Below are 15,883 nucleotides of genomic sequence, written 5' to 3'. Positions count from 1 at the left end.
TCGTGAATCTTAACGTCACCAGAATAGTTATGCAATTGCGGTGGGTTAAAATTTATTTAACAGCAGTAAAACTCCCAAAGCGTAGCACATTATCGCGCCACTCACGGCGGGTAAGGGCTGAGGAGGCGAATGTAGTTCACAAAATATAAACAAAAAGCGCCGCAAGGATGCGGCGCGCTAATCATTAGAACTGAGTGCTGGAAAAGTGAACGACTACTTTTTCGCTTCCAGCAGCTGCGTCAATGAACCGCCATTGACGTGCGGTACATCACTGACATAACGCACGTCATCAACCACCCAGCAGGTGCCTTCGTGGATCATCAGTACTTCGTCATGCCACTTTTTATCGTCGCGACTCAAATCCACGCGCAGCGGGATATTGCGCGCGTCGCGATTAGGAATGGAAGAGGCGCTGGCCACATCGGCCGACGTCGGGCCTTGCGCGAGGCTGGAGAACAGGTCGCCGCTGGTCCACGCCGCCGGTTTCGGGTTCTGGCTGCTGGCACTCAGCAGTTTCTGATACAAACGATCGCTCAGGTAAGGGCGGTATTTCGCCAGCTGGGTGCTATCCGGTAAGCCCTGCGTTGGCTGGCTGACGCGTAAATCGTAGAACTGCTGCGCCACGCTATCCGGGCCGCCATCAATACAGGCCGCGGTGCGCGGGCCATTATCCTTAATGACCGGTTCAACGGTGGTACAAGCACTTAGCAGCAACGCCGCGGGAATAAGCAGCGCAAAGGCATGGGTTCTCATCTCGATTTCCTTATTGTTCACTGGCAAAGCGCCATTTTTAGCATAGAGTATAGCCTTGCTTTTACGCCGTAAGAGCTATAACTCGCTGATTCAGAAAAGGAGAAGTTGATGAAGTTTTCCACTACGCCAACGCTGGAAGGGCACAGCATCAGTGAATATTGCGGTGTCGTCGCTGGGGAAGCGATTCTGGGGGCCAATATCTTCCGCGACTTCTTCGCGGGTATCCGCGATATCGTGGGTGGGCGCTCGGGGGCTTACGAAAAAGAGTTGCGCAAAGCGCGGCAGATCGCCTTTCAAGAGCTGGAAGAGCAGGCCAAAGCGCTTGGCGCCAATGCGGTGGTAGGTATCGATATTGACTACGAAACGGTAGGTAAAGAAGGCAGCATGTTGATGGTGAGCGTTACCGGCACAGCCGTGATTATTCGCTAATGCGCGGAGTGGTCCTGCTGGTGATGGCGCTATTGTTGAGCGCTTGTCACTCATCGATTGAAGCGCGTCACGGGTATTGGGTGGATACCGCTCATCCAGCCCAGGGCGCGCGGCCGCGCATTAAAGTGGTGGTCATTCATTACACCGCTGAGGATTTTTCCAGTTCACTGGCAACGCTGACCGATCGTGAAGTTAGCGCGCATTACCTGATTCCGCAGCATCCTCCGCAGAAAAAAGGCCAGGGCGTGATCTGGCAACTGGTGCCGGAGAGCCAGTTAGCCTGGCATGCGGGGCCCAGCTTCTGGCGCGGCGCAACGCGCATCAATGACACCTCGATTGGCATTGAAATGGTTAATAGCGGCTACCGCCGTACCCTAACGGGGTTACAGTGGCAGCCTTTCACTCCGACGCAAATCAGTGCGCTGGTAGCGCTGGTGCAAGATATTACCCAGCGCTATGGTATCACGCCGGAAAATGTGGTGGGTCACAGCGATATTGCGCCGCAGCGCAAGCAAGATCCGGGGCCACTTTTTCCCTGGCAGCAGCTGGCGGAACATGGCCTGGGTGCCTGGCCAGAGCCCGGAACGGTAAAGCGTTATCTGTATGGTCGTGCAGCGGAAGACGCAGTGGATCAAGCAGAATTACTGGATGCGCTGCAGCGCTATGGTTACGATGTCTCGGCAGCGACAACGCCACAGATGCAGCGCAAGCTGATTGCGGCGTTTCAGATGCATTTCCGCCCGCGTGATTATCGCGGTAGCGCCGATGCCGAAACTCTGGCGATTGCCCGCGCGTTATTAGCGAAGTACGGTGCGGCGCAGTGATGTAGTGCAAGGGGCGCCATCATTGGCGACCCTTGCAGCATTGATGCGTACCAGGATTTACTGCTGCAGGAATGCCTGCCAGTGCGCCACCAGCCGTTGCAGATCCTCACGGCTGACATCCAGATGCGTCACGATGCGCGTTACCGGCCCGACGCTGATGAGCACGTCGCCCGATTGCATCCAGCTCTTCAGTGCTTCAACGTTCTCTGCCGGCACTTTCACAAACAGCATATTGGTGTGCTGATTGACCACCTCAACGCCGATGGCGCTTAGCTGCTCGCCCAGCCACGCAGCGTTATCATGATCGTCCTTAAGACGCGCCACATTATGCTTTAATGCATACAGCCCCGCTGCGGCCAGAATGCCGGATTGACGCATGCCGCCGCCGGTCATTTTGCGCCAGCGGCGCGCTTCTTCAATATAGGCTTCACTGCCACACAGCAGCGAACCGATCGGCGTACCAAGGCCTTTTGACAGGCAAATAGTTAAGGTGTCGCAATAGCGCGCAATCGCTTCCAGCGCAACATTCTGCGCCACCACGGCGTTAAAAATACGGGCGCCATCAATGTGCAGCGCCAGCTTACGCTCGCGGGTGAATTTCCACGCCTGCTCCAGATAGCTCAGCGGCAGTACTTTACCGTGATGGGTATTTTCCAGGCTCAACAGGCGCGTACGGGCGAAGTGGAAATCATCGGGTTTGATGGCGGCAGCCACGTCGGCCAGCGGCAGTGATCCATCTTCAGCGTGCAAAATCGGCTGGGGCTGAATGCTGCCAAGTACCGCTGCGCCACCGGCTTCATATTTGTAGTTGTGCGCCTGCTGGCCAACGATGTATTCATCTCCGCGCTGGCAGTGACACAGCAGCGCAACCAGATTCGCTTGCGTACCGGTTGGGAAGAACAGGGCAGCGGCTTTGCCGCTCAAACGTGCGGCTTCAACTTCCAGTGCGTGAACGGTAGGATCATCACGGTAGACATCATCGCCGGTTTCGGCCGCCATCATGGCATCCAGCATGGCGGCACTGGGGCGGGTTACGGTATCACTGCGTAAATCGATCACGTCGCTCTCCTGAAATAAAAAAGCGGGCGAAGCGCCCGCGTTATCATCATATTTGGCTTGAATTGTTTTACCTTAACCAGTTGGTTTTCGCTAGCTCCACGATCTCATCACCGCGCCCATTCAGAATGGCGCGCATCATGTACAGGCTGAATCCCTTGGCCTGTTCGGCTTTGATCTGCGGCGGCATCGACAACTCTTCCTTCGCGGTAATCGCGTCAATCAGCACCGGACCATCATGGGCAAAGGCTTCCTGCAGCGCGCCGTTCAGTTCGGAGGCTTTCTCCACACGGATACCTTTAATGCCGCAGGCGGCGGCAATGGCGGCAAAATCCGGGTTCTCCAGATCGGTGCCATCGGTGAGATAGCCACCGGCTTTCATCTCCATCGCCACAAAGCCCAGCACGCTGTTATTGAAAATCACCAGTTTCACCGGCAGTTTCAGCTGTGCCACTGAAATGAAATCACCCATTAGCATGCTAAATCCACCGTCCCCGCATAGCGCAACCACCTGACGCTGCTTATTCAGCGCTTGTGCGCCTAATGCCTGGGGCATGGCGTTGGCCATTGAACCGTGATTGAACGAGCCAATCAGGCGACGCTTACCGTTCATCTTCAGATAGCGCGCTGCCCACACGGTAGGCGTACCCACGTCGCAGGTAAAGATGGCGTCATCATCGGCATATTCACTGATTTGCTGTGCCAGATACTGCGGGTGAATCGGCAGTTTATCGTTGGCGGTTGCCAGCTCGTCGAGCCCTTTACGCGCATCGACATAATGCTCCAGTGCTTTGTCCAGATGCTGACGATCGGTTTTGCTGGTGAGCTGCGGTTGCAGTGCATGCAGGGTCGTTTTGATATCGCCGACGAGTGCCATATCGACATGGCTGTGCGAGCCGAGACTGCCAGGATTGATGTCAATCTGAATGATTTTGGCATCCGCAGGATAGAACGCGCGGTAGGGGAATTGTGTTCCAAGCAGCACCAGCGTGTTGGCGTTCATCATCGCGTGGAAGCCGGACGAAAAGCCGATCAGGCCGGTCATGCCGACATCATAAGGATTATCGTATTCAATGTGCTCTTTACCGCGCATTGCATGCACCACCGGCGCTTTCAGCGTTTCCGCCAGCTTAACCACTTCAGCGTGCGCACCGGCGCAACCGCTGCCGCACAGCAGGGTGATATTTTCCGCCGCGTTCAGCGTTTCGGCTAAGCGCGCCACTTCGCTGGCGGACGGCACCACATGCGGCAGCTGAGGCGGATACCATTCGCTACGTGCGCTTTCCGGCGCAGGCTGCAGCGCGACATCGCCGGGGATCACAATCACCGACACGCCGCGATTGAGAATCGCTTTACGCATCGCAATACCCAGCACCTGCGGCAGCTGCTCTGGATTGGAGACCAGTTCACAGTAATGACTACACTCGCGGAACAGCTCTTGCGGATGGGTTTCCTGGAAGTAGCCGCTACCAATTTCGCTGGAGGGAATATGCGCGGCAATCGCCAGCACCGGGACGTGGTTGCGGTGACAATCAAACAAACCATTAATTAAATGCAGGTTGCCCGGACCACAGGAACCGGCGCACACCGCCAGTTCACCGCTGATTTGCGCTTCAGCGCCGGCCGCAAAGGCGGCTACTTCTTCATGGCGTGTGGGCATCCATTCGATGGTTCCCATACGATTCAGGCTATCGCTTAGCCCGTTGAGCGAGTCACCGGTGACGCCCCAGATGCGTTTTACGCCAGCGCTTTCGAGTGTTTTCGCCAGCAGTGAGGCCACAGTTTGCTTCATCGTTTGCTCCTTTCTGGTGTTGAGCCATCCATGCCGATGGCGGAAACGTGTCAGTCAGAAAGCGTAGACGATGTCGCTGGGGCGCAGCCGTGAAAAAATGCGCTTCACTATTCAGGCTGAGAAAAGCGCAATCAGGATAGGGGCCAGCAGGCTCATAATAAAACCGTGCACAATCGCAGCCGGGACAATTTCTATACCACCGGTGCGTTGCAGGATTGGCAGGGTGAAATCCATTGAGGTTGCGCCGCTCAGTCCCAGCGTCATGCTGCGCTGGCGGGTGATCAACAGCGGGATGAATATTATGGTGATCAGTTCACGTAATAGATCGTTAAAGAAGGCCGCACTACCCACCACCGGGCCGAACGATTCGCTGATCAAAATCCCTGAAAGCGAATACCAGCCAAAACCGCTCGCCAGCGCCAGACCGGTTTTGATCGGCAAATCCAGCAGAAATGCGGCAAGGATGCCGCCAAACAGCGCGCTGCATAGCGACACCATTGCCACCACCATCCCGCGACGGTTAAGGGTGATTTGACGCAGCGTCATACCGCTGCTGCGCAGTTGAATACCGACCAGCAACAGCATCAGCATTAAAGCATATTCGCTGATGGTGGTGGCGTGACGCAGCGGATCCCATTGGCTCAACCCCAGAAGAAAACCCGCCAGCACCGATGCGCAAAGCTTGAGTGATTCCAGTGCCATATGCAGGCGCGACGGCAGCGTCTGGGGTTTGTGCTGATGATGCCACGGCCAGCGTCGTTCCAGTAGCCACAAAGCCAGCAGCGAACAGGCAAGAATGCTCATCATGCTGACGAGCGCGATGTGGAAAATAGTGAGCAAATTGCTGCTGAGGTTATCCAGAAAGGCCAGGCTGGTGCCCATGAAGAACAGAATGATATACACCAGCGCACTTAATGTGCGGGCGACGGCGTGCAAAAGGGTGGTATTCCGCAGCGGCAGCAGGTAGCCGAGAATCAGCGGCAAAAGGATGATGATCAATCCGTACATGTTGGGTTTCTATCCATGTGTGAAGGGTTGCCACGCTAGCGAAAAACAGTTGAAGTGTAAACCTTTTCCCCCGGTACTGACTTGACCAACGCCACGCGGCGGACCATGCTCAGGCAAAGCAGCGGATGGATTGTATGATGATTCTGGAACATATCGAAATTCACGGTTTTCGCGGTATTAATCGGCTGTCATTGCCGCTCACCGCTACCAATTTGTTGATTGGGGAAAATGCCTGGGGTAAATCGAGCCTGCTGGACGCGCTGACGCTATTGCTGGCACCGGCCGCTGAACCTTATCAATTCACCGAGCACGACTTTCATTTCCCGCCTGGCGATGTGGATGCCCGCATGCGGCAGTTGCAGCTGATATTTTGTTTTCGCGCCCAGAGCAACGAGGAAGACGCTGTGTTTCAGCCCTTCTGGCAGCGCGATGAGCAGGGACGCTTTATCCGTTTTAGTACGCGCGCTAAACGTCAGGATCAGGGGGTAAAAACCTCGTGGCGTTTTATCGATCAACGCGGTGATGTGTTACCCATGCCGGGCACCGACGCAGCGCTGGCACACCTGCGCGCTTATTATCCGGTGCTGCGGTTACGTGATGCGCGGTTTGGCCGCCGGGCCCGGCATACTGAACACGACGCTGAATATCGTGCCACAACGCTGACAGCGTTAGCGCAGGAAGTGGAAAAACTGACGCGAGATTTGGTCGTGCGGCCGCAGACTCTCAGTGATGATCTTCTTCGGCAGGGATTACACACCATGCAGCAACTGCTGGAGCACTATTTTCTGGTGCAGCAATCAAGTAGTAGCGCGGTAAGGGTTGCCCCGGAAATGCGGGAGGGGAGCCAGGGTTGGCGCTCACTCGACAAGCTCAACCATCTTATTGCGGGCACGGAATCGCGGAGCCGTCAGGTGATTTTGCTGCGCATGTTTTCATTACTTATTCAGGCACACGGTAACGAGGCGCTGCCCGCGGGTGCGCACCCGCTGCTGTTGGTGGAAGATCCTGAAACGCGGCTGCATCCTATTATGCTGTCAGTGGCGTGGAATTTACTGGAGCTGATGCCACTCCAAAAAATTGCGACCACCAACTCGGGTGAACTGCTTTCGCAAGTACCGCTGGAGAACGTGTGTCGCCTGGTGCGTGAACCTACCCGCGTGGCGGCATGGCGCATTGGTCCTGAAGGCTTGAGTGCTGAAGAGAGTCGTCGCATCGGTTTTCATATTCGTGTTAATCGTCCCTCCGCGCTCTTTGCCCGCTGCTGGCTTTTGGTGGAGGGCGAAACGGAAGTGTGGATCATTAATGAACTGGCACGGCAACACGGCTATCACTTTGCGGCGGAAGGCGTAAAAGTGATTGAGTTTGCGCAGTCGGGTCTTAAGCCTTTACTGAAGTTTGCCCAACGAATGGGCATCGCCTGGCATGTTCTCACCGATGGAGATCAGGCGGGCAGCAAATATGCTGCTACCGCCCGCAGTCAGCTCCCTTCGCACGGTCGCGAAGAGGAACATCTCACACAATTTCCGGCACCGGACATTGAACATTTTCTCTACAAGCAGGGTTTTAGCGATATTTATCATCAAATGGCGCACCTGCCGTTAAACGTCCCCATGAATCCGCGGCGTATTATTACTAAAGCGATTCAACACAGCTCAAAGCCTGAGTTAGCGATTGCCGTTGCCATGGCCGCGGCAGAACGTGGGCCTGGCGCCATCCCGCCTCTGCTTGAACAGTTGTTTTCCCGCGTAATGTGGTTAGCGCGTGGTCGAGCAGATTAAGGAAGGCGGAGTTCGCCAAATAAAAATGCCAGCGTCTGCGGCTGGCATTTTTTTTCGGGAGTGGTCAGAATACGTGAAACAGCATGCGCGTTAAGCGACCGCGGCTTGCGTGGCTTCACAGGGCACTATCAAGCTGGCGTGATTGCCTTTTGGTCCTTCATGGACATCAAACTGAACCTGCTGGCCAGCTTTCAGCGTTCTGTATCCCTCCATCTGGATCGTGGAGTAGTGTGCGAAGATATCGTCGCCGCCGCTAATCGGACAGATAAAACCGAAGCCTTTGGCGTTGTTGAACCATTTTACTGTACCCGTCTCCATGCTTTTACTTCCCTCGCAAGACATTTTGATAAGTAGGTGAGGTCATTGAAGCTGTGAGTCGAGCTTGTTTAAAACTCAATCAGCTTGTGTTAGTAGAATGTAGAGAAACGGACCTTATCGTCAAGCAAACGGCCCTGGCGGATGGGGATAAATTCATCAAAATTTGAGGCAGTTAACGCTATTGCAAATTTTGTGATACAGGTCGCGCATGTGCTTTTAGGGCCACTTTTTAGCAAGTAAAAGCCGGCTTGACAGGCATGTTAAACTTTAGGAATGGGCGCAGAAATGTGCACAACCGTAACGCAGAATTTCGACGGAACATTATGGCAAACACAAACGACTGGCTTAATTTTGAACATCTCGCCGAAGATAAAGTACGCGAAGGGTTAAAGCCGCCTTCAATGTATAAAGTCATTCTGAATAATGACGATTATACACCTATGGAATTTGTTATTGACGTTCTGCAAAAGTTCTTTTCTTATGATATTGAACGTGCAACGCAGCTGATGTTGAAAGTTCACTACCATGGAAAAGCAATCTGTGGTGTATTCACTGCAGAAGTGGCGGAGACCAAAGTAGCCCAGGTGAACAATTACGCACGAGATAATGAACATCCGTTGCTGTGTACGCTAGAAAAAGCCTGAGACCATCTCCATATAGGAAATAGGTTGTCAGAGCGATAATTGTGGGAGGTGCCAAATGCTCAATCAAGAACTGGAACTCAGTTTAAACATGGCTTTCGCCAGAGCGCGCGAGCACCGTCATGAGTTTATGACCGTCGAGCATCTGTTGCTGGCATTGCTCAGTAACCCGTCGGCCAGAGAGGCACTGGAAGCCTGTTCGGTGGATATCGTGGCTCTGCGTCAGGAACTCGAAGCCTTCATCGAACAAACCACACCGGTGCTGCCAGCCACTGAAGAGGAGCGCGATACCCAACCTACGCTCAGCTTCCAGCGTGTGCTGCAGCGTGCAGTATTCCACGTCCAGTCCTCCGGTCGCAGCGAAGTCGCCGGCGCCAATGTGCTGGTCGCGATTTTCAGCGAGCAGGAGTCACAAGCGGCTTATCTGCTACGGAAACACGAAGTGAGCCGTCTCGATGTGGTGAACTTCATCTCCCATGGTACGCGTAAAGATGAACCCGGCCAGCCGCAGAACAATGCGGAGAATCCGGTTAACGAAGAGCAAGCAGGCGGGGAGGATCGTATGGAAAACTTCACCACCAATCTTAATCAGCTTGCTCGTGTCGGCGGAATCGATCCGCTGATCGGCCGCGATAAAGAGCTGGAGCGTGCCGTACAGGTATTATGCCGTCGTCGTAAGAATAACCCGCTGCTGGTGGGCGAATCGGGCGTAGGTAAAACCGCGATTGCTGAAGGTCTTGCCTGGCGTATTGTGCAGGGCGACGTGCCTGAGGTGATGAAAGAGTGCACCATTTACTCTCTCGACATCGGCTCGCTGCTGGCCGGTACTAAATATCGGGGTGATTTTGAAAAACGCTTCAAAGCGCTGCTGAAACAGCTGGAACAGGACAGCAATAGCATCCTGTTTATTGACGAAATCCATACCATTATCGGTGCCGGTGCGGCATCGGGTGGCCAGGTGGATGCGGCAAACCTGATCAAGCCATTGCTCTCCAGCGGTAAAATCCGCGTGATGGGTTCAACTACTTATCAGGAGTTCAGCAACATCTTTGAGAAAGATCGTGCGCTGGCGCGTCGTTTCCAGAAGATCGATATCACCGAGCCTTCTGTGGAAGAGACCGTGCAGATCCTCAATGGTCTGAAGCCGAAGTACGAAGCGCATCATGACGTGCGCTATACCGCGAAAGCGGTGCGTGCGGCGGTGGAGCTGGCGGTGAAATATATCAACGATCGTCATCTGCCCGATAAGGCAATTGACGTGATTGATGAAGCTGGTGCGCGTGCGCGTTTGGTGCCGGTGAGTAAGCGTAAGAAAACGGTCAATGTCTCTGATATTGAAACGGTGGTGGCGCGTATTGCACGTATTCCCGAGCAGAGCGTGTCACAAACCGATCGTGATACGCTGAAAAACCTCGGTGATCGCCTGAAGATGCTGGTGTTTGGTCAGGATAATGCGATTGAAGCACTAACTGAAGCAATCAAAATGAGCCGAGCAGGCTTGGGGCAGGATCGTAAGCCGGTGGGTTCGTTCCTGTTTGCTGGACCTACGGGTGTGGGTAAAACCGAAGTCACGGTTCAGCTGGCAAAAGCGCTGGGCATTGAGCTGCTGCGTTTTGATATGTCCGAGTATATGGAGCGTCACACCGTTAGCCGTTTGATCGGTGCACCTCCGGGTTACGTCGGCTTCGATCAGGGTGGTTTGCTGACCGATGCGGTGATTAAGCATCCACATGCTGTGGTGTTGCTGGATGAAATCGAGAAAGCACACCCGGATGTGTTCAACCTGCTGCTGCAGGTGATGGACAACGGTATGCTGACCGATAACAACGGCCGCAAAGCAGATTTCCGCAACGTGGTGCTAGTGATGACCACCAATGCTGGCGTGCGTGAAACGGAACGTAAGTCGATTGGCCTGATTCATCAGGACAACAGCACAGACGCGATGGAAGAGATTAAAAAGATCTTTACGCCAGAGTTCCGCAACCGTCTCGATAACATTATTTGGTTCCGTCACCTGTCACAGGAGGTGATTCATCAGGTAGTGGACAAATTTATCGTCGAGTTGCAGGCCCAGCTGGATGCTAAGGGCGTATCGCTTGAAGTGAGTGATGATGCGCGAGATTGGCTGGCTGATAAAGGTTATGACAAAGCGATGGGTGCGCGTCCGATGGCACGTGCCGTCCAGGAAAATCTGAAGAAACCGTTGGCGAATGAACTGCTGTTTGGTTCGCTGGTTGATGGTGGATCGGTGTCAGTCGCGCTGGATAAAGAGAAAAACCAGCTTACTTATCATTTCCTGAGTGCGGAAAAACGTAAAACCGAAGGTACCGTTCACTGATTGTGGCGTAGATATGAAAAAGGCCGGATGCGAATCCGGCCTTTTTTTCGCGCTAAATAAAGGTAACCAACGCGAGGTGTGAACAGTTACTTAGCGACTACGGAAGACAATGCGGCCTTTGCTCAGGTCGTACGGGGTCAACTCGACAGTCACTTTGTCGCCCGTCAGGATGCGGATGTAGTTTTTGCGCATTTTACCGGAGATATGAGCGGTAACCACGTGCCCGTTTTCAAGCTCTACGCGGAACATGGTGTTCGGTAACGTATCCAGTACGGTACCTTGCATTTCAATATTGTCTTCTTTGGCCATCGAATCCTCTGGGTGTACTACCAAACTGTTGAACCGGCAAGATAATGCCGAATTCCATGATTTATGTAAAGAACCGTTGATGATTTTGCCAACGCTTCGCCGTGCGTCGCGCCGTTGCGCGTGCAGTACGGATAAATTAGGGTGTTTTTTGACGTCTGCGGGGGATTAGCGGGCTAAGAATCTGTAGCAATCGGCATCAGGTGCACAATCAAAACAGCTTCGGGAAATGTGTGAGATTCCCAACCTGGCAATTCCGGCTCGCCACAGCGAAGCGCGGACGACATACCAAACTCGCTTATTGTATCACTTTTGTCGGGAATTGTGTGCAAAACATCTGGGAGCAATGTCAAAAAAGGGTTTGTGTTTGCCAGCAATGATCTAAAACGGGTTGCCACGCCAGCGTTTGCACGTACTGTAAGTAATCGACACGGGGGATTTCAACCGCTCCCAGCGAGGCAGTATGCGGATTCAGTACCTGGCAATCTATTAACCGCCCATGATGAGCAAGAAAATGCTGCGAGAACACCCAAAGCGCAGTTTTTGAGGCATTTTCCTGGCGGCTAAACATCGACTCGCCGCAAAAGATTTGTCCCAGCGCCAATCCATACATGCCACCTACCAGTTGCTGATCGTTCCACACCTCAATCGAATGCGCATGGCCTAATTCGTATAAACGTAACCAGGCGCGTTTCACTTCAAAAGTGATCCAGGTACCTTCCTGGCGATTGCTGGCGCAGCCTTCCAGCACCTGAGGAAAGGCATGATTCATGGTGACACGATAAGGCGATCGCTTATGGAAGCGCGCCATACTGCGGCTGAGATGGAATGATTCCGGCAACATCACTGCGCGAGGATCCGGCGACCACCAAAGTATGGGATCGCCAGGAGAAAACCACGGGAAAATGCCACGCTGATAAGCATTCATTAAACGGGCAGGGGAGAGATCGCCGCCCATCGCCAATAATCCATTTGGCTCGCGCAGTGCCATTTCAGGGGGGGGGAAATTTAATGAATCCCGTGAAAGCTGTATCAGTCTCATTGCATTAATCACACTCAGTGCTGTTGGCTAAGACTATAGCGTAAAGCGCTGATGGAAACGCCAGTAGCGGCCTGCTTTTGAGATTAATTCGGCGTGGGTACCGGATTCAACAATCTGCCCCTGATCCATCACGCAAATACGATCCATTGCGTCTAAACCGGTCAAGCGATGCGTCACCATAATCAACGTTTTACCGCTGCTCACGTGCCGCAACAGCGCAAGAATCTGCTGTTCGGTGCTGGCATCCAAACCTTCGGTGGGCTCATCGAGTAACCATAAATCGCCATCGTGCAGCAATGCACGAGCAATCGCCAGGCGACGCATTTCGCCGCCGGATAGCGGTCGGCCGCCATCACCCATCCATGCATTCAAACCTTCGCTCTGTTCGACAAGCTGTGGCAAACCAACGTGATGCAGCACCTCAACTAACTGCTCATCAGTGGCGTTTGGTTTGGCCAGCAACAAATTATCGCGCAATGTTTGGCTGAACAAATGTACGCGCTGCGTAACGACGCTAATGCGGCTTCGCAACGTTGCTTCATCCCAATCAGCCAGCGCGATGTCATTCAACGTGATTGAGCCTCGTTGTGCTTCCCATCCTCGGGTAATCAGGGCTAACAGACTCGATTTGCCGCAGCCAGTCGGCCCAAGGAGTGCCACATGTTCGCCAGCACGAAGTGATAAGGAGAAATGCTGTAATACGGGTTCTGGACGTTGCGGATAGCTGAAGCAGATGTTTTCCAGTTTTAAGTGAATACCCGCAGCGCTTTCAACCTTAACGCTGGGGAAACGAATGGCTGCGGGTTGTTCAATGATCTCCTGCACGCGCTGTGCAGCGCCGCTCACCTGCGCCAGAGGCAGAAAGGCGGCGGCAACCGGTGCAAGGGCTTCAAAGGCCGCTAATCCACAGAATACAAACAGCGCAATCAGTGCACCTGGAGCAGAATTATCGCCTACGCCGTTGGCAGAAATCCACAGCAGAAGCGTGACCGTAGCTCCACTGATCAGCATTAACAGACTTTGCGCCAGCGCCTGCAAACGATGCTGCCGGCGTTGTGCCTGTTGCCAGCGGAACTCTTCTAGATTGAGATGTTTGCGCCATAGCTGCGCTGCGCCATAGATCTTCAGCTCAGATAATCCGGTAAGCCAATGTGTTAATTGCATGCGCCAGCGGGATTGATGTTGCGCAATTTGATGTCCAGATGCCGTACCTAAACGCCAGAAAAGCGGTGGCATAAGTAGCAGCGTAAGTAGCATGACGCCTCCCAACAGCAGTGCTAACGGGACATCCAGCAGGGCTAAACCGCAGGTGACGACCACGATGACGACGGCTGCGCCAACCAGGGGGGAGATCACCCGCAGATAAAGGTGATCCAGCGTATCCACATCGCTGACGAAGCGGTTCAGTAATTCACCCTGACGAAAACGCGCTAACTGTTCAGGTGCCAACGCAATAAGTTTGCTGAAGGTGAATACCCGTAAATGTTGTAGTACGCGGAAGGTGGCATCATGGCTTACCAAACGCTCAAAATAGCGTGCTGCCGTCCGCGTGATAGCCGCGCCTCGCACGCCTGCGGCAGGCAGCATGTAATTGAAGCTGTAAAGTCCAGCGACACCCGCCAGGGAAGATGCGGCGAGAAACCAGCCTGATAGCGTTAGTAGTCCAATGCTAGCGAGTAAGGTGACGATCGCGAGAATAATGCCAAGTCCCAGTCGCCACGGGTGACGACGAAAAAGACGCAGAAAGGGCAATAAGCTGTTCATCATGCGATCTCCTTCAGACGATGTTTAACCATTTGGCGTAACGGTCCATCCTGTGCAATCAACTGCTGCCAATGACCTTGCTGGATCAACTGCCCCGCCTGCATGACCCACACTTCGTCCCAGTTCTCCAGATCGTTAAGTTGATGGGTGATCATGAGCGTGGTCTGTTGTGTTGCCGCCTCGTGTAATGCGTTGATAACGTGTTGTTCACTTTGACTATCAAGGCCAGATCCGGGCTCATCAAGCAGCAATAGTTGCGCGGGTTTAAGTAGCGCACGCGCAACAGCAACACGCTGCGCCTGACCAACGGAAAGGCCAATTCCTCCATCGCCCAGAACGGTATCTAATCCTTGTGGCAGACGGTCTAAAAACTCAGTTACTCCCGCTTTCTGAAGCACAGCTTTAAGCGTGACGTCATCCACATGGTTGTTCAGCAGCAAGTTTTCACGCAGCGTTAAGGCAGGTAAATGCGGATTTTGTCCTACCCATGCGAGATGGTGTTGCCAGCTATCGCGATTGATCTCCCGCAGTTCCTGACCATTTATCCACAGAGAACCCTGGTAAGGCAGGAAGCCGAGCAGTACGTACATCAACGCCGTTTTCCCGGCACCGCTTTGTCCTACCAAAGCGACACGCTTACCGGCAGCAAGGGTGAAATTCAGCGGCTGCGATAATGCTTCACCTCTGGCGGTCATCACGACCAAATTCTTCGCCTGTATCACCAGCGGTGCAGCGAGGGAAAGCACAGTCGAATCTTGTTCAGTAGCGGCATCGGGGCTTTCGCGGAGAAACTGATCCAGCGCATCTGCTCCACCAATCGCCTGGGCTTTAGCGTGATAGAAGGTGCCTAAATCGCGCAAGGGTTGGAAAAACTCCGGTGCCAAAATCAACGCCAGGAATCCGGCAAAGAGCGTAACGCCGGTACTGTAATGACCAAAATTTAATTCGCCAAGATAGGAGAAGCCGAAATAGACCGCCACGACCGCTATCGCCAGAGAAGCGAAAAACTCCAGCACGGCGGAAGAGAGGAAAGCCAGGCGCAACACTTCCATGGTGCGCTGGCGGAAATCTGTAGTGCTATTGGCGATTGCCTGTTCTTCGGCGGCGGCACGATGGAACAGGCGCAGCGTTTCACGACCCCGCAAACGATCGTAGAAATCGCCGCTAAGCCTTGCCAGGGCCAGGAAGTTACGACGATTCGCATCCGCTGCCCCCATACCGACCATTGCCATAAACAGCGGAATGAGCGGTGCGGTCACGAGTAGAATCAGCCCGGCTGCCCAATTGATTGGGAATAGGGCAATCAAAATGGCCAGCGGAATAAAGACAGCGAGTGACATTTGCGGCAAATAGCGCGCGTAATATTCCTGCATCTCTTCGATTTGTTCGAGCAGCAGTGTAGCCCAGCTACCAGCGGGCTTGCCCTGTATCCAGGCAGGACCTAATGCACTGAGCCGATCCAGCACCTGCTGACGTAGCGCACGACGAATCGCGACGCCAGCACGATGCCCTGCCATTTCGCGTGCATAGTGCAAACCTGCTCGTAGAACAAAGCACAGCAGTAATAGCAGGAAATCGTTGAGAAGCGTTGCGCGAGGCTGTTGCGCCACAATCAGATTTTGTAAAAGCGACGCCAGTAGCCAGGCTTGCGCGATAATCACTAATGCGCCAGCAAAACCCAACAGTGAAGCCACGCGTAAGCTGCGCGCACCATGATGCCGTTGCTGACGAAGCCAGCGGAGAAGTTCTTGTTGCCGTGATTTGTTCATGCGATGCCGTTTGGTAACTCAAAAGAGATGTGAATCCCGGATGAAAACCCAGCAATGTCGGGCGC

14 protein-coding genes are annotated in these 15,883 nt (G+C 53.8%); 5 read left to right on the top strand and 9 right to left on the bottom strand.

Features of this window, described 5'->3' with window-relative positions; all coding sequences use genetic code 11:
• Nucleotides 1-213: 213 nt before the first annotated feature.
• Nucleotides 214-753: a lipoprotein gene (locus AAGR08_RS12150; RefSeq protein ID WP_345826982.1), complete on the bottom strand. Its 540-nt coding sequence runs from the start codon at nt 751-753 to the stop codon at nt 214-216.
• A 108-nt stretch (nt 754-861) separates the two neighbouring features.
• Here AAGR08_RS12150 and AAGR08_RS12145 point away from each other — a divergent pair, with 108 nt between their 5' ends.
• Together AAGR08_RS12145 and AAGR08_RS12140 are read left to right on the top strand one after the other, a co-directional pair.
• Nucleotides 862-1,182 (top strand): heavy metal-binding domain-containing protein, encoded by a 321-nt coding sequence (locus tag AAGR08_RS12145; RefSeq protein WP_097094386.1) that lies wholly within the window; start codon nt 862-864, stop codon nt 1,180-1,182.
• Nucleotides 1,182-2,006: an N-acetylmuramoyl-L-alanine amidase gene (locus AAGR08_RS12140; protein ID WP_097094385.1), complete on the top strand. Its 825-nt coding sequence runs from the start codon at nt 1,182-1,184 to the stop codon at nt 2,004-2,006. Before AAGR08_RS12145 ends, AAGR08_RS12140 begins: the two co-directional genes overlap by 1 nt.
• Before the next feature lie 57 nt (nt 2,007-2,063).
• On the opposite strand, the gene ltaE is transcribed toward AAGR08_RS12140, so the two are convergent.
• The 3 genes from ltaE to AAGR08_RS12125 form a co-directional block, all read right to left on the bottom strand.
• Nucleotides 2,064-3,065: a low-specificity L-threonine aldolase gene (gene ltaE, locus AAGR08_RS12135; RefSeq protein WP_345826981.1), complete on the bottom strand. Its 1,002-nt coding sequence runs from the start codon at nt 3,063-3,065 to the stop codon at nt 2,064-2,066.
• 67 nt (nt 3,066-3,132) lie between these two features.
• On the bottom strand, nt 3,133-4,854 hold the full coding sequence (poxB, locus tag AAGR08_RS12130) for a ubiquinone-dependent pyruvate dehydrogenase (protein ID WP_345826980.1): 1,722 nt from the start codon (nt 4,852-4,854) through the stop codon (nt 3,133-3,135).
• A gap of 111 nt (nt 4,855-4,965) precedes the next feature.
• Entirely contained in the window at nt 4,966-5,862 is an 897-nt protein-coding gene (locus AAGR08_RS12125) for a lysine exporter LysO family protein (protein ID WP_097094382.1), read from the bottom strand.
• 137 nt (nt 5,863-5,999) lie between these two features.
• Between AAGR08_RS12125 and AAGR08_RS12120 the strand changes: the two genes are divergently transcribed.
• Nucleotides 6,000-7,640, top strand: a complete 1,641-nt coding sequence (locus AAGR08_RS12120; RefSeq protein WP_097094381.1) for an ATP-dependent endonuclease — start codon at nt 6,000-6,002, stop codon at nt 7,638-7,640.
• 90 nt (nt 7,641-7,730) lie between these two features.
• On the opposite strand, the gene cspD is transcribed toward AAGR08_RS12120, so the two are convergent.
• Nucleotides 7,731-7,958: a cold shock-like protein CspD gene (gene cspD / locus AAGR08_RS12115; RefSeq protein ID WP_007887624.1), complete on the bottom strand. Its 228-nt coding sequence runs from the start codon at nt 7,956-7,958 to the stop codon at nt 7,731-7,733.
• A gap of 323 nt (nt 7,959-8,281) precedes the next feature.
• Here cspD and clpS point away from each other — a divergent pair, with 323 nt between their 5' ends.
• Together clpS and clpA are read left to right on the top strand one after the other, a co-directional pair.
• Entirely contained in the window at nt 8,282-8,602 is a 321-nt protein-coding gene (gene clpS, locus AAGR08_RS12110) for an ATP-dependent Clp protease adapter ClpS (protein ID WP_007887621.1), read from the top strand.
• 55 nt (nt 8,603-8,657) lie between these two features.
• On the top strand, nt 8,658-10,937 hold the full coding sequence (gene clpA, locus AAGR08_RS12105) for an ATP-dependent Clp protease ATP-binding subunit ClpA (protein WP_097094380.1): 2,280 nt from the start codon (nt 8,658-8,660) through the stop codon (nt 10,935-10,937).
• A 90-nt stretch (nt 10,938-11,027) separates the two neighbouring features.
• Here clpA and infA read toward each other — a convergent pair whose 3' ends face one another.
• The 4 genes from infA to cydD form a co-directional block, all read right to left on the bottom strand.
• Nucleotides 11,028-11,246, bottom strand: a complete 219-nt coding sequence (infA, locus tag AAGR08_RS12100) for a translation initiation factor IF-1 (RefSeq protein ID WP_002211347.1) — start codon at nt 11,244-11,246, stop codon at nt 11,028-11,030.
• A 346-nt stretch (nt 11,247-11,592) separates the two neighbouring features.
• Entirely contained in the window at nt 11,593-12,285 is a 693-nt protein-coding gene (aat, locus tag AAGR08_RS12095) for a leucyl/phenylalanyl-tRNA--protein transferase (protein ID WP_345826979.1), read from the bottom strand.
• Between the two features lie 33 nt (nt 12,286-12,318).
• A complete protein-coding gene (cydC, locus tag AAGR08_RS12090) occupies nt 12,319-14,049 on the bottom strand; it encodes a cysteine/glutathione ABC transporter ATP-binding protein/permease CydC (protein ID WP_345829906.1) in 1,731 nt (576 codons plus the stop codon).
• A complete protein-coding gene (gene cydD, locus AAGR08_RS12085) occupies nt 14,049-15,818 on the bottom strand; it encodes a cysteine/glutathione ABC transporter permease/ATP-binding protein CydD (RefSeq protein ID WP_345826978.1) in 1,770 nt (589 codons plus the stop codon). Before cydD ends, cydC begins: the two co-directional genes overlap by 1 nt.
• Nucleotides 15,819-15,883 lie beyond the last annotated feature (65 nt).

Origin of the sequence: Pantoea sp. BRR-3P (assembly GCF_039621635.1) — a bacterium.
Lineage (GTDB): Bacteria > Pseudomonadota > Gammaproteobacteria > Enterobacterales > Enterobacteriaceae > Pantoea > Pantoea floridensis.
The sequence above is the reverse complement of the archived record's forward strand: the minus strand, read 5'-3'. Positions and strand labels throughout refer to the sequence as shown.

Bases quoted from the DNA above. Each gene is read 5' to 3' on its own strand.
- AAGR08_RS12150 (WP_345826982.1), bottom strand. From the start codon at position 753: ATGAGAACCCATGCCTTTGCGCTGCTTATTCCCGCGGCGTTGCTGCTA.
- AAGR08_RS12145 (WP_097094386.1), top strand. From the start codon at position 862: ATGAAGTTTTCCACTACGCCAACGCTGGAAGGGCACAGCATCAGTGAA.
- AAGR08_RS12140 (WP_097094385.1), top strand. From the start codon at position 1,182: ATGCGCGGAGTGGTCCTGCTGGTGATGGCGCTATTGTTGAGCGCTTGT.
- poxB (WP_345826980.1), bottom strand. From the start codon at position 4,854: ATGAAGCAAACTGTGGCCTCACTGCTGGCGAAAACACTCGAAAGCGCT.
- AAGR08_RS12125 (WP_097094382.1), bottom strand. From the start codon at position 5,862: ATGTACGGATTGATCATCATCCTTTTGCCGCTGATTCTCGGCTACCTG.
- AAGR08_RS12120 (WP_097094381.1), top strand. From the start codon at position 6,000: ATGATTCTGGAACATATCGAAATTCACGGTTTTCGCGGTATTAATCGG.
- cspD (WP_007887624.1), bottom strand. From the start codon at position 7,958: ATGGAGACGGGTACAGTAAAATGGTTCAACAACGCCAAAGGCTTCGGT.
- clpS (WP_007887621.1), top strand. From the start codon at position 8,282: ATGGCAAACACAAACGACTGGCTTAATTTTGAACATCTCGCCGAAGAT.
- clpA (WP_097094380.1), top strand. From the start codon at position 8,658: ATGCTCAATCAAGAACTGGAACTCAGTTTAAACATGGCTTTCGCCAGA.
- infA (WP_002211347.1), bottom strand. From the start codon at position 11,246: ATGGCCAAAGAAGACAATATTGAAATGCAAGGTACCGTACTGGATACG.
- aat (WP_345826979.1), bottom strand. From the start codon at position 12,285: ATGAGACTGATACAGCTTTCACGGGATTCATTAAATTTCCCCCCCCCT.
- cydC (WP_345829906.1), bottom strand. From the start codon at position 14,049: ATGAACAGCTTATTGCCCTTTCTGCGTCTTTTTCGTCGTCACCCGTGG.
- cydD (WP_345826978.1), bottom strand. From the start codon at position 15,818: ATGAACAAATCACGGCAACAAGAACTTCTCCGCTGGCTTCGTCAGCAA.